Source organism: Aestuariivirga sp. (genome assembly GCF_047602625.1).
Taxonomy (GTDB): Bacteria; Pseudomonadota; Alphaproteobacteria; order Rhizobiales; family Aestuariivirgaceae; genus Aestuariivirga.
The window spans coordinates 2,849,385-2,862,523 of the sequence record NZ_JASGGV010000002.1 but is presented as its reverse complement, the minus strand read 5'-3'; the positions used below and the strand labels follow the sequence as shown (position 1 = coordinate 2,862,523).

General features: G+C 62.2%; 12 protein-coding genes and 1 pseudogene. 9 read left to right on the top strand and 4 right to left on the bottom strand.

The window, feature by feature from the left end; translation table 11 throughout:
- Together QM694_RS19240 and QM694_RS19235 are read left to right on the top strand one after the other, a co-directional pair.
- A pseudogene (locus tag QM694_RS19240) lies at positions 1 to 1,042 on the top strand (dipeptidase).
- 42 nt (positions 1,043 to 1,084) lie between these two features.
- Complete coding sequence (locus QM694_RS19235; protein WP_415008517.1) at positions 1,085 to 2,212, top strand: site-2 protease family protein; 1,128 nt, start codon at positions 1,085 to 1,087, stop codon at positions 2,210 to 2,212.
- On the opposite strand, the gene QM694_RS19230 is transcribed toward QM694_RS19235, so the two are convergent.
- A complete protein-coding gene (locus QM694_RS19230) occupies positions 2,202 to 2,858 on the bottom strand; it encodes a hypothetical protein (RefSeq protein ID WP_415008516.1) in 657 nt (218 codons plus the stop codon). The two genes, QM694_RS19235 and QM694_RS19230, sit on opposite strands and share 11 nt — an antisense overlap.
- A 98-nt stretch (positions 2,859 to 2,956) precedes the next feature.
- Between QM694_RS19230 and ribB the strand changes: the two genes are divergently transcribed.
- From ribB to QM694_RS19210, 4 genes are read left to right on the top strand one after another with little or no spacing between them, the layout of a single operon-like run.
- Positions 2,957 to 4,234 carry a 3,4-dihydroxy-2-butanone-4-phosphate synthase gene (ribB, locus tag QM694_RS19225; RefSeq protein WP_415008515.1) on the top strand — a complete coding sequence of 426 codons (1,278 nt, stop codon included), beginning with the start codon at positions 2,957 to 2,959 and terminating at the stop codon, positions 4,232 to 4,234.
- 41 nt (positions 4,235 to 4,275) lie between these two features.
- Positions 4,276 to 4,734, top strand: coding sequence for an ATP-dependent zinc protease (locus QM694_RS19220; RefSeq protein ID WP_415008514.1), 459 nt, complete (start codon positions 4,276 to 4,278; stop codon positions 4,732 to 4,734).
- Entirely contained in the window at positions 4,731 to 5,636 is a 906-nt protein-coding gene (gene rimK, locus QM694_RS19215; protein WP_415008513.1) for a 30S ribosomal protein S6--L-glutamate ligase, read from the top strand. The genes QM694_RS19220 and rimK overlap by 4 nt, the downstream gene beginning before the upstream one ends.
- Complete coding sequence (locus QM694_RS19210; protein ID WP_415008512.1) at positions 5,633 to 6,646, top strand: succinylglutamate desuccinylase/aspartoacylase family protein; 1,014 nt, start codon at positions 5,633 to 5,635, stop codon at positions 6,644 to 6,646. The genes rimK and QM694_RS19210 overlap by 4 nt, the downstream gene beginning before the upstream one ends.
- A gap of 34 nt (positions 6,647 to 6,680) precedes the next feature.
- Here the strand turns inward: QM694_RS19210 and QM694_RS19205 are convergent, their stop codons facing one another.
- On the bottom strand, positions 6,681 to 8,138 hold the full coding sequence (locus QM694_RS19205) for a helicase HerA-like domain-containing protein (RefSeq protein ID WP_415008511.1): 1,458 nt from the start codon (positions 8,136 to 8,138) through the stop codon (positions 6,681 to 6,683).
- Between the two features lie 84 nt (positions 8,139 to 8,222).
- On the opposite strand from QM694_RS19205, the gene QM694_RS19200 reads away from it, so the two are divergent.
- From QM694_RS19200 to QM694_RS19190, 3 genes are read left to right on the top strand one after another with little or no spacing between them, the layout of a single operon-like run.
- Positions 8,223 to 8,612 carry a DUF2780 domain-containing protein gene (locus tag QM694_RS19200; protein WP_415008510.1) on the top strand — a complete coding sequence of 130 codons (390 nt, stop codon included), beginning with the start codon at positions 8,223 to 8,225 and terminating at the stop codon, positions 8,610 to 8,612.
- 16 nt (positions 8,613 to 8,628) lie between these two features.
- Positions 8,629 to 9,162, top strand: coding sequence for a hypothetical protein (locus QM694_RS19195; RefSeq protein WP_415008509.1), 534 nt, complete (start codon positions 8,629 to 8,631; stop codon positions 9,160 to 9,162).
- Between the two features lie 46 nt (positions 9,163 to 9,208).
- Positions 9,209 to 10,486 carry a TIGR03808 family TAT-translocated repetitive protein gene (locus tag QM694_RS19190; RefSeq protein WP_415008508.1) on the top strand — a complete coding sequence of 426 codons (1,278 nt, stop codon included), beginning with the start codon at positions 9,209 to 9,211 and terminating at the stop codon, positions 10,484 to 10,486.
- 9 nt (positions 10,487 to 10,495) lie between these two features.
- Here QM694_RS19190 and QM694_RS19185 read toward each other — a convergent pair whose 3' ends face one another.
- Both QM694_RS19185 and QM694_RS19180 read right to left on the bottom strand, forming a co-directional pair.
- Positions 10,496 to 11,263, bottom strand: a complete 768-nt coding sequence (locus QM694_RS19185) for a 2-keto-4-pentenoate hydratase (RefSeq protein WP_415008507.1) — start codon at positions 11,261 to 11,263, stop codon at positions 10,496 to 10,498.
- A 2-nt stretch (positions 11,264 to 11,265) separates the two neighbouring features.
- Positions 11,266 to 13,113: a TPR end-of-group domain-containing protein gene (locus QM694_RS19180; protein WP_415008506.1), complete on the bottom strand. Its 1,848-nt coding sequence runs from the start codon at positions 13,111 to 13,113 to the stop codon at positions 11,266 to 11,268.
- Positions 13,114 to 13,139: the final 26 nt, after the last annotated feature.

Below are 13,139 nucleotides of genomic sequence, written 5' to 3'. Positions count from 1 at the left end.
ATGACACCGGTGTTCGACGGCCACAATGATGTGCTGCTGAGGCTGTGGCAGAAAAAATCCGAAGGGGCCGTTCAGGATTTCATCAAGGGCGACGGGCAAGGGCATCTCGACCTGCCACGCATGAAGAAAGGCGGCTTCACGGGCGGCTTCTTCGCGGTGTTCGTGCCGAACCCGCATGACGCACTGCCCGATGAAGACGACATGAACCCGCCGCCAGCCGGGGAGGTCAAGACCAACGCGGCCTTCACGCCCACGCTGGGCATGGCTTCCTTGCTGCTGCGCATCGCGCGCGAGGCGCCGGATCAATTCCGCATTTGCACGACCGCCGAAGACATTCGCAAGGCGATGGCCGATGGCGCCGTGGCGGCGATCTTCCATATCGAGGGGGCGGAGGCGATTGACGCCGACCTGCAATCGCTCGACGTGCTCCATGCGGCGGGCTTGCGCTCGCTCGGCCCCGTATGGAGCAGGCCCAATATTTTCGGCGAGGGCGTGCCGTTCCGCTTTCCCTCCTCTCCGGATACCGGCCCTGGCCTGACCGATACGGGCAAGGCCCTGGTGAAGCGCTGCAATGAACTCCGCATTCTCATCGATCTCTCGCATCTCAATGAAAAAGGCTTCTGGGATGTTGCCGGCTTGAGCGCGGCCCCTCTGGTTGCCACGCATTCCAATGCGCACGCGCTCTGCGCCTCATCGCGCAATCTCACCGACGAGCAGCTTCAGGCCATCGGCACATCAAAAGGCATGGTGGGGCTCAACTATGCCAATGGCTTCCTGCGCGCCGATGGCAGATGGACGAGCGAGAACGGCCTCGAACTCGATGCTGCGCCATCTCGACCACATGATGAAACATGCGGGCGAGGATCATGTGGGGCTCGGCTCCGATTTCGACGGCGCGCGCATTCCCTCGCAGATCGCCGATGCGGCGGGATTGCCCAATCTCATCGCCGCCATGAAAGCCCACGGCTATGACGACGCGCTGATCGAAAAGCTGGCGTGGAAGAACTGGATAGCTGTTCTGGAGAGGACATGGGGCGGGTAAGCAATTCCGGCTCAAACGGGGGGAAAGCGCGACGGGCCAACGATGTATGATCAAGAACTCAAACTGCTTGCTCTTTTCTTAGGGCTCCCTGCCGGGTTTGTGATCGGAAGCGTTGTTCACGAATTCGGACATGCCCTCGCGGCGCTGGCAATGGGCAGGCGCGTCTATCAAATCACCATCGGCCGCAGGAGATTAATGCTAAAGGCCAATCTTGGCTTTACCTGGCTTTACATCGGCAGCAATCCTGTTTCAGGTTATGTTCTGGCGAGCGCGCCTAAGCAGGATGCACCTTGGGCCAATCGATTTTTCTTACTCTCTGGCCTTCTCGCCAACACCGCATTGATGTTTTCCGCAGGCACGCTTGGGATTTTTATAGCCGGCGCGCATGAGGTGGCGGCGGCGCTTTTATACGGCATTGCCGTTGCTCAAGGCGTTATGATTCTAGTGAATACTATTCCAACTGAATACTGGCAGAACGACGGATCACGTCTGATAAATGATGGCCTGCGGTTATGGCGAAGTTTTTTTCCTTCAAAATACCCACTTCCTGCCGATGTGAAGGATTCCGTTGAAGCAATGATCCGTCCATACGCCGCCAGCGGCAATGTTGACCTTCTCTCGAGGCGATCACTCGAAGAAATTCTCGACGTTTTCTATTCCCTGCATTGCAGTATTCCAACCCTACCGCTTGTCATGCGGGCCGTTCTGGAACCTGGCGAGAATGCTCAACCTCTTCTGCCTGCGGTAGAATGTTTTCTGATCGATCATGCCGCTACGAATTGGCTGTTCACGGAAGATCGCCACCATCTCATTGACATGGATCGCCTCACGGCGCGGGGCATGGAGATTGGCGCGAGCCTGCGGGCGATGCGGCAGACTCGTGCCTCCATACTCGTCGAACTCGGACGTTACAAAGAAGCCATCGCGTTATTTCTCTCTACAGCCGACGTGCCAAACTCGCCGTTTGAAGACGCTCTTGTTTCGTATTTTCTTGCCAGAGCCCACGCAGGCACCGCCGACCTGGCGCAGGCGGAGAAATATTTGGAGAAACTTAGCGCTTTGGCAGCCTCGCCAGATGCATCGCCGCGTATCGCGCCGCTAGCGGAGAAGGCTCGCAAGGTGATCGACGCAGCAGCACAAGCCGTCCATCGCCCGGTTCCTACACCCTAAAATCGAAACTCGCCCTGGCGGGCTTTGCCGTTTCATCGACGGTGAGGAGCTGGCAATTCGGCAGGCCTTCGGCGATGTCGTCGGTATCGAAGGTGAGCTTGTCGCCGGGCCTGGCGGGCACGATAAGCTGGGTGGTGAGTTCCGGTTTGCCCGGCGCCCTGATCTTGAAATGATAGTGGCGGGTGCGGCCCGTGTACTCGCCGGGATAGATGGTGGTGAAGCGGTAGGCGCCGTCGGCGCCCGTCACCACGTAGCCGCGGAGCGCGATCTCCTCCGGCTTATAGTCCGTGGACGGACCATTTCCGTTGGGGTGGTAGGAACCATTGCTGTCGGCGTGCCAGATTTCCACCTGCGCGCCGGAAACTGGTTTCGCAAAGTCCAGCCCTTCATAGACATGGCCCGAGACTTCCACCGCCTCGCCGGGCAGATTGGTGAAGTTCAACATGCCGTCCTTGAGCTCGCCCACCCCCGAGACGTGATAGGGGCCCTCTGTCGCCTCCACGGTGATGGCGCAGGCGGCCTTCTCGGCTGCTGTCAGCTTTTTGACCGGCGGGCCGAAAAACGGAAATTGCAGGCGCGAGCCGAAATATCCCGCCACGCCGCCCGCCAGCGCCGCCCAAATTGCTGTCCGCCTGTTGAATGCCATGTGCTTGATCTCCCTCGCTTCTTCCTTTCATTGAAAGACGGCATTTTGCGGGAATTCCGGCACTTGCAGGCAATTATTAGTAATGCTAATAATTTCCCATGAAACTCGCGGACTGGCTGGCTAATAGCGGCACATCGCAATCCGAACTGGCGCGGCGGCTGGGGATCACCCAGGGCCGCGTGTCGCAGCTTGTGGGGGGCGCGCCGCCCTCGCTTGAGCTTGCGGTGAAAATCGCCGCCGCCACGGCCAACAAGGTAACGCCTCAGGATTTCAGGGACCCCGACATGACCGATATTGCACAGCTCGATTCCGTTGAAGACGCCATCAAGGCCATCGCCAATGGCGAAATGGTCGTCGTGGTGGACGACGATGACCGCGAGAACGAAGGCGACCTGATCGGCGCCGCTTCCAAGATCACGCCCGAGCAGATGGCCTTCATGGTGCGCCATACCTCCGGCATCGTCTGCACGCCGATCACCGCCGAAGACGCCAAGAGGCTGAAGCTCGACCCCATGGTGGCGCTGAACGATGCGCCGATGGGCACCGCCTTCACCGTGACCATCGACTACAAGGAAGGTCTCACCACCGGCATCTCGGCCAAGGAACGCGCCGCCACCGCCCATGCGCTGGCCAACAAGAATGTGCAGGCCGATGATTTCGTGCGGCCCGGCCATATCTTCCCGCTGGTGGCGAAATCGGGTGGCGTGCTGATGCGCTCCGGCCATACGGAAGCGGCGGTTGATCTCGTGAAGCTGGCCGGGCTGCATCCCGCCGGCGTCATCTGCGAGCTGGTGAATGACGATGGCTCCGTCAAACGCGGGCCGCAGGTGATGTCCTTCGCGCGCGAGCATGGCTTCAGGATCATTTCGGTGGCCGACCTCATCGCCTATCGCCAGAAGCGCGAGCGGCTGGTGGAGCAGACGGCGCAGTTCGACGTGCAGACGGCGATCGGCATGGCCAGGGGCTATTCCTATGTGACGCCGTTCGATGCGGTGGAGCAGCTGGCGCTGGTGTTCGGCGATGTTTCGGGCGGCAAGAATGTGCCTGTCAGGCTTCACCGCGAAAATGTGCTGGAAGACGTGTTCGGCAGCCGCCGCACGCTTGATGGCGTGTTCGAGGTTTTTAAGCGCGAGGGCAGAGGCATTCTCGTCTATCTGCAGGAAGGGACGGCCGGCGTTCCGGCCAGCCAGCTTCAGCCGGAAAAGAGCGGCAGCGCCGCGCAGCGCGAGAAATCCTGGCGCGATGTGGGGCTGGGCGCGCAGATCCTGCGCGACCTCAACGTCTCGTCCATCCGCCTCATCTCCTCGAGCCAGCGCCACTATGTGGGCCTCTCCGGCTTTGGCATCGAAATCGCCGAGACGATCAAGGTGGGGTAAGCCCTTCCTGAGCGGCGGGAAGTTCCGCTAACCTGCCCGTTATGCCGCGCCTCAAGCCACGGACCAAAGCTGAAACACCGCCGCCGCTCATCGGCTGGCGCGAGCGGGTGCGGCTGCCGGAACTGGCCGTGGGGCGCATCATGGCCAAGATCGATACGGGCGCGCGCTCGGCGGCGCTGCATGCCGAAGACATCCAGACCTTCGGGCACAGGGTGCGCTTTACCGTGCTCGTCAACGAGCGGCAGCATCATTGCGAACGGCCGATCATCGGGCGGCGGCGCGTCAAGAGCACCAGCGGCCACAGCGAAATGCGGCTGGTGATCGAGACGGACGTCAAGATCGGCGATCACCGCTTTCCCATCGAGGTGACGCTGACCGACCGCACCGACATGGGCGTTCCCATGCTTTTGGGCCGGGCCAGCATCCGCGGGCGCTTCGTCGTTCATCCCGGCCGCTCCTTCATCCTGTCGCGCAAGAAACGAAAAACCAAAGCATCATGAAGATCGCCCTCCTCACCCGCAACCCCAAGCTCTATTCGCATCAGCGGCTCATCACGGCGGCGCAGGCGCGCGGCCACGAGATCGTGCCCATCGATTATCTGCGCTGCTACATGAACATCACCTCCAAGAAGCCGGACGTGATCTATCACGGCGAGAAGCTGAAAGGCTTCGACGCGGTGATCCCGCGCATCGCGGCGTCTCATACATTTTACGGCCTTGCGGTGCTGCGGCAGTTCGAGATGATGGGCGTCTATCCGCTCAATGAATCAGTGGCCATCGGGCGCTCGCGTGACAAGCTGCGCTGCCTGCAGCTTCTGGCGCGCGATGGCGTGGGCCTGCCGGTGACGGCCTTCGCCAATGACACGACGCGCACGGATGATGTGATCGCCATGGTGGGGGGCGCGCCGGTGGTCATCAAGCTGCTGGAAGGCACGCAGGGGATCGGCGTGGTGCTGGGCGAAACGCATAAATCGGCGCGCTCGGTGATCGAGGCGTTTCATGGCGCCGAGGTGGCGATCCTCGTGCAGGAATTCGTGAAGGAATCGGAGGGGCGGGACATCCGCGCCTTCGTGATCGGGCGGCGCATCGTGGCCACCATGCAGCGCACCGGCTCCAAGGGCGATTTCCGTTCCAACCTGCATCGCGGCGGCACGGCCACGGAAGTGGAACTGACGCAGCTTGAAAAAACCACCGCGCTCAAGGCCTGCAAGAGCATGGGCCTGAACGTGGCGGGCGTCGACATGCTGCGCTCGGACCACGGACCGGTGGTGATGGAAGTCAACTCCTCGCCCGGCCTTGAAGGCATCGAGAAGACCACCAAGGCCGATGTGGCGGAGCAGATCATCACCTTCCTCGAAAAGAATGCGCGGCCCGGGCGCACCAAGACGCGGGGCGCGGGATGAAGCCGTTCCGCATCGGCGACCATCAGATCGCAGCCGGCAGCCGCGCCATCGTGGATCTGCCGGTGAGCGCGCTTTCCACCCACACGCGGATGAACCTGCCGGTGCATGTGCTGCACGGCGAAAAGAAGGGGCCGGTGTTCTTCATCTCGGGCGTGGTGCATGGTGATGAGATACAGGGCGTTGAGATCGTGCGCCGCCTGCTGCAGCACCAGTCGCTCGTCGAGATCAGAGGCACGCTGCTGGCGGCACCCATCGTCAACAGCTTCGGCTTCATGAACCATACGCGCTACATGCCGGACCGGCGCGACCTGAACCGTTCCTTTCCGGGGTCGGATCGCGGCTCGCTGGCGAGCCTGCTGGCGGATTTGTTTTTCCGCGAGGTGGTGCTGCGCTGCCAGTATGGCATCGACCTTCACACGGCGGCGCTTCACCGCACCAACCTGCCGCAGGTGCGCGTGGCGCCCGGAGACCCGGAACTGCTGGCACTGGCTGAGGCCTTTGCGCCGCCGGTCATCCTTGTTTCAAAGCTGCGGGAAAAATCGCTCAGGCTTTCCGCCAAAGAGAGCGGCGTGAAGGTGCTGCTCTATGAGGGCGGCGAGGCGCTGCGCTTCGACGAGCAGGCGATCGACGCGGGCGTGAAAGGATGCCTGCGGGTAATGGAGGCGGTGGGCATGATCACGGAGGCGCCGCGCAAGAGCGAGCATCAGATGGTGGCGGTCTCGACTGCCTCAAGCTGGGTGCGGGCACCCGAAGGCGGCATCCTGCACACCATCCGCCGCGCCGGTGACCGGGTGGGGAAGCAGGAAGTGATCGGGGTGATCGCCGATCCCCTCGGCGCGCAATCCGTGCCCGTCGTGGCGGAGGATGACGGCATCATCGTAGGCCGTACCAATCTGCCGCTCGCCAATCGCGGCGATGCGCTGTTCCACATCGCGCGGGTGAAGCCCAAGGCCGGCGTAAAGGCGAGGGAGCAAGCCGCGCCCCTATTTGACGAGGACGAGATTATTTGACGGCCAGCCCTTCTCCCCTTGCGGGAGAAGGAGTCTACCGCTTGAACAATCCGCCCAATATGCCGCGCACCAGGGCGGTGCCGACGCTGCGGCCGATGCTGGAGGCGGCGTTCTTGACGAAGCGGTCCGTTGCCGTGTCGCGCTGCGGCGCTGGGCGAGAGGCTTTGGCCTGCGTTTTCGCGGCCGTGGCTTTCGCCTGTGCATCGGCGGCCTTTGACGCTTTCACTTGCAGTTTTTCGTAAGCCGACTCGCGGTCCACCGCCTGCTCATATTCTCCGTACACGGGGGAATTCTTGATCGCCTGCTGCCGCTCGGCATCGGTGATGACGCCCATGCGGCTGGAGGGCGGGCGGATCAGCGTCCGATGCACCATTTCGGGCACGCCTTTTTGATCGAGCATCGACACCAGCGCCTCGCCCTTGCCGAGTTGCGAGATCACGTCCTCGGTTTTGAAGGCGGGATTGGGCCGGAATGTCGTGGCCGCCACCTGCACGGCCTTCTGGTCGCGCGGCGTATAGGCGCGGAGCGCGTGCTGCACGCGGTTGCCCATTTGCGCCAGCACGCTGTCGGGCACGTCGAGCGGGTTCTGCGTGACGAAGTAAATGCCGACACCCTTGGAGCGGATGAGCTTCACCGTCTGCTCGATCTTCTGCACCAGAGCGGGCGGCGCATCGGCAAAGAGCAGATGCGCCTCGTCGAAGAAGAACACCAGCTTCGGCTTCTCCTGATCGCCCACTTCGGGCATGCCCTCGAACAGTTCCGACATCAGCCACAACAGGAAGGTGGCATAGACCTGCGGCGAGGTGATGAGCTTTTCGGCGGCAAGAATATTCACGTAGCCACGGCCATCGCCAGTCTTGCGCATGAGATCGTCTATCTTGAGCGCCGGCTCGCCGAAGAATTTTTCGCCGCCCTGCTCCTCGATCACCACGAGGCGGCGCTGGATGGCGCCCACCGTCATGTCGGTGACGTTGCCGTAGTCGGTGGTGATCTGCTTGCCGCGCGAGGCAAGGTCCTTCAAAAGCGCGCGCAGGTCCTTGAGGTCGAGAAGGGCAAGCCTCTCCTCATCGGCGATCCTGAAGGCGATATTGAGCGCGCCCTCCTGCGCATCGGTGAGGCCCATGAGGCGCGACAGCATGAGCGGCCCCATCTCGGTGATGGTAGCGCGGATGGGGTGGCCCTTTTCGCCGAACACATCCCAGAAGATGGTGGGCGTGGGCGCGAAATCATAATCCGTCATGCCGATTTTCCTGGCGCGCTCCACCAGCGCGTCTTGGCGGGCGCCAGCCTGGCTGATGCCGGAGAGATCGCCCTTCACATCCGCCGCGAAAACGGGAACGCCGAGCCTTGAGAAGCCTTCCGCCATGATCTGCAGCGTCACCGTCTTGCCGGTGCCGGTGGCGCCGGTGATGAGTCCGTGCCGGTTGGCCATCGCCAGCAGCAGGTCTTCCGGCTTGGTGCTCCGGCCAATGAACACGGCGTTATCAGTCATTCCAGTCTCCGAAAGGGCAGGTCGATTTTGCCGTTGAGTCTGCTATAGATAGGCGACAGACGCAAACGGAAGACGGGAGCCTTTATGCAAGAACTGATCGGCAGGCTGGTGGCGCAAACCGGGCTTTCGGCTGAGAAGGCGGAGCGGGCGCTCGGCATCATGCTGGGGCTTCTGAAGACGCAAGGCAATCAGGCGAAGGTGCAGGAGCTGATGGACAGGCTGCCCGGCGCGTCCGAGCTTGCGGCGAAATTCGGCGGCGATGGCGCGGCCAAGGGCGGGCTTCTGGGCATGCTGGGCGGCGGCCTGATGGGCGGGCCACTGGCCGCGATCTCGAAGCTCACAGCGGCGGGGCTTTCGATGGACCAGATCAAGCAGGTGGGCACGCTGACGCTGGATTATGCGAAAGAGAAAGCCGGAGCACCGCTGGTGAAAGAGGTGGCTGGCTCCATTCCGGGATTGAGCGGCTATGTGTGACACCCCTGCGCGATCGATGCTAACACGCGCGCTTGCCATGTTTGCACTGGCGGTTCTGCTATGCGGCTGCGTGCTCGATGCGCCGGAGCCTCTGTTCAAGGAGGCGGAGGGGGAGATGATCTTCGGCAAGTCTGAGGCGCGGTTCGAGGGCTGGGCTCTCGACCATGGCACATGGTCACGCGCCGACAAGGATGCGGTGCTGATCCTCACCCCGGAAGGCCAGCACTATGTAATGAAGACGCCGGACCAGAAGCCGGAAGATGGCAAGGCCACCGTGCTGGCCGTTTCACTGCAAGGCGGGTGGTATGGGCTTCAGGTGGCGGAAGACACCAAGCCGCCGATTTATGCGGCGGGGAAATTTGACGGGAAAGATTTTTTCGTGACGCCCATCATGTGTTCCGACCTCAAGAAAAAATCGCTTGGCGGAACCGCCGTCACGTTCGATGGCATCGATTGCCACGTGAAAGCGGGACAGGACGGCAAGACACTCCTGCGCGATATTGCTGGCCATCTTGATCCCCCTGAAATGAAGCTCGTTCCCGCGCCTTGATCGGGGCGGCTTGGGAGTTGCATCACACGCGCAGGAGTGTGCCACAATGACCCTCGCGCGACGATCCCTGCTGGCCGGCCTGGCCGTCACCGCTGCCGCGCCCGCGCTGGCAAAGTCTTCTGATTTCAAAGGCTTGAAGACGGCACTTGAGAAAGCGATTCAGGGCGATGGCGTGCTTGATCTGCCCGCCGGGCGGTATGTGACCGACACGCTTGAGCTGGCGCAGCCTCTCTCCATTCGGGGCGTTCCCGGGCGGACAATACTAGCGGCGAAGGGCGGAGGCCCCCTGCTCTCGATCACCGGCACGGCGCATGTCACCCTGTCGGGCGTTACGTTCGACGGCGGCGATGCTCCGCCTACGGAAGATCAATCGCTGGTGTTCTGCGATACGGTGGAAGACCTGTTGATCGAGAACTGCGCCTTCATCAATGGCAAGGGCAGCGGGCTCCGGCTTAAATCCTGCGCGGGCCGCATCAGCGGAAACCGATTTTCCGCCATCGCGCAGACGGCGCTGTTCTCGCGCAACGCAAAGGGTCTCGAGATTTCCGGAAACGACGTGCGCGATATCGGCAACAACGGCATCCAGGTGTGGACGTCCGAAAGCTCCGAGGATGGAACGATCGTCAGCGGCAACCGCGTGGCGCGCATCGCGGCGAAGGCGGGCGGCGACGGGCAGAACGGCAATGGCATCAATGTCTACAAGGCAGGCAATGTGATTGTTGCCAACAACCGCATCAGCGATTGCGCCTTTTCCGCCGTGCGCAACAACCAGGGCTCCAACTGCCAGATCACCGGCAATTCGATCTCGCGCACCGGCGAGGTTGCGATCTACTGCGAGTTCGGATTCGAGGGCGCGGTGGTGTCCGGCAATCTCATCGCCGATGTGGCGTTTGGCATCTCCATCACCAATTTCAATGAAGGCGGCAGGCTGGCGGTCGTTTCCAACAATGTTGTCCGCAATGTCTCGGGCGGCGGCACCCTGCCCTATACCTCCGCCGTGGGCATCGGGGCGGAAGGTGATACGCAGGTGACCGGCAATGTGGTGGAGAATGCCGCTCAGACCGGCATCGGCCTGGGCTGGGGAAAATATTGCCGCAACCTCTCCGCCACCTCCAATCTCGTGCGCAACTGCGGGCGCGGCATCACGTTCTCGGTTTCAGACGGCGCGGAGCCGGTAATGATCACCAACAACCGCATCGCCGGATCGAAGCAGGCCGCCATTCAGGGCATGGACCAGAAGGAGCCTGTGGGGCCTGATCTGGCGGAGAATGGCGGGATTGTTCCGTCGAAAAGCGTGATTTCCGGAAATCTCGTCACCGCCTGACGCCGGCGGCTATATCGTCCGTGCGCTGATCGACCCCAGCCCGCCATAATCGGCGGTGATCCGGTCTCCGGGTTCGAGCGCCATGGGGGTGATGCAGGTGCCCGTGGTCACGAACTGCCCCGCCTTCAGGCCGCCGCAATAGCGCGCCGCCTCGTTGACGAACCACGCCAGTGCGATGACCGGCCCGCCCAACACGGCCTTCCCCGTGCCCTCTGCCACTTGCACGCCATTGCGAAAACCTGTCACCCGATGCTCAGCAAGGTCGATGCCGCGCCAATCCGCCTTGACCTCCGGCCCCAGCACCAGCCAGTTTGCGCACGCCGTATCGGCGATAAGCTGCGCGGCCCCCACTTTGGTGAAATCCTCATAGCGGCTGTCGGGAATTTCGAGCGACAGATGCAGGGCCGAAACGGCGGCAAGGCATTCCTCCTCCGTGTATGGATGATCGCGCGGCGGCAGTGCGATTCCGAAGCGGAAGGCGAATTCCGCCTCCGCCACCCGCATGGCATTTCCCGCCAGCGAAACCGCCGCTCCCGGCGGCAGAACGCGCTTCGCGTAGATGCGGCCAACCAGCGGCCCGTCGACATTGATATGCTTCTGCCCCGCCACGCTGGTGGCGGCGATCTTCCAGCCCGCCACCCTATCTCCGGTGAGCACTTCCATGTCAGCCGCAACACGATAGCCTTCCGCCCGGCCCGTAGGGCGGACAGGCTCGGGCAATTCGGCAAGGCGCTTCCCGGCGTTCCAGTAATCGAGCAGCACTTTTGCGGCGTTCAAGATCAGGCCTCCAGTCGCGCCAGCAGCGCGTGATAGCGCGGATGCTCCCGCACGACATCGAGATCGCTGTCCTTCAGCATGAATTCACGCAGGGATTTGAGCGAGCCGGGGCGGAGCGCCTGTTCAAGCCTGTCCAGCGAAGGTTCAATCTGCCCCAGCACCGCATAGGCACAGGCCAGATTATACTGCATGTAGCGGTCATCCGGCTCCATGATGGCGGCGCGCTCAGCCCAGTCGCGCGTGCGGTCGGCCTCGCCCAGATAGGCGAGAAGCCCCGCGCCGAAAGCCAGCGCGTCGGCATCATCGGGCCGGTCGGCCACCGCCTTTTCGGCCCGCGCCAGTGCTCGCTTGGCGGCGGCGGTCGCCTCCTGTTCACGGCCCAGAGACTTGAAGCACATGCCCTGAAGGCCAAGCGCCCGGAAATCATCCTGCTTCACATCGGCGGCCTTGCCAAACAGTTCCGCCGCCCGTTCAAAGTCGCCGCGGTTCAGGCAATTGCGGCCATAGAACAGATTGGCTTCGAAGAGATCCGGCTTGTAGGTCAACGCCGTCGTGAAGCTGGCGTCCGCCTCTTCGTATCGCCCTGCCGTGTAGAGTGCGAGGCCGCGCGAGGCATGCGCTTCGGCAACAGATGGGTCGATCGCCAGCGCTTTCTCGCTTTGGGCCAGGATATCATCGACGGAAATGGACGTGTCGCCCGCATCGAGGAGATGGGAGTCGCAATCGGCGATGCCCGCATGGGCCATGGCATAGTTGGGATCGATCTCCAACGCCTTCACGAACAATTGCTTCGCCAGACGCAGCAGCCGTTTGGTGTGACCGCGGTTGAAGAAGCCCCGCCCCATCAGATAATAGCGGTAGGCTTCCGGATTCTCCGTCGGGCGCTGACGCAACGTCGCCATCTCTCCCGGCATGATCCGCACACGGAGGGCTTCGACAATGGCGCGCGAAATTTCGTCCTGCAGCTTGAAGATGTCGTCGAAATCGCGGTCATAGCGTTCGGCCCAGATATGGCCGTTGCTGTTGCCGTCAATGAGCTGGGCGGTGATGCGCACCCGGTTGTTGACCTTGCGCACGCTGCCTTCCAGCACATATTGCACGCCCAGCCGCTGCGCCACCTGGTCCACTTCCACAGCCTGCCCCTTGAACACGAAAGCGGAATTACGCGACACGACGAACAGCGCGGAAATCTTCGAGAGGTCGGTGATGATGTCTTCGCTGATGCCGTCGCTGAAATATTCCTGCTCCGGATCGCCGCTCATGTTGGCGAAGGGCAGCACCACGATGGACGCCTGATGCACGGGCGCGGCGCGCCTGCGCGGGGCCTTGCTGGAGAGAACCGACACCACTTTATAAATCTGCAGCGGCGGAGAAATGTTCTTCAGCTGCCTGCGCCCCATGTCCTCGAAGCCGAAGGGCACATGGCGGTGGACATGATTGTACACGGATTCCGAAATGCAGATGCCGCCGGGCGGCGACAGCAATTCAATGCGCGCCGCCACGTTCACGCCGTCGCCATAGACGTCCGTTTCATCGGCGATGATGTCGGAGAGGTTGATGCCGATGCGGAAGGCCATGCGCTTTGCAGGCGACAATTCGGCGTTGCGCGCTTCATTCGCTTCCTGAAAATCCACCGCGAATTGCACCGCATTCACGACGCTCACAAATTCGGCCAGGAAGCCATCGCCGAGAAACTTGATCGGCCGGGCGCCGCGCTTGGCCATGAGCGGTTCGATCAGCGCCGAGCGTCTGATCGTGAGATCGGCCAAGGTTCCGCTCTCGTCCGCCTCCATGAGGCGGGAATAGCCAGCGATATCCGCCGACAGGATTGTCGTAAGACGCCGTTCCACAATATTGGCCCAAAACCGCAAGTTGT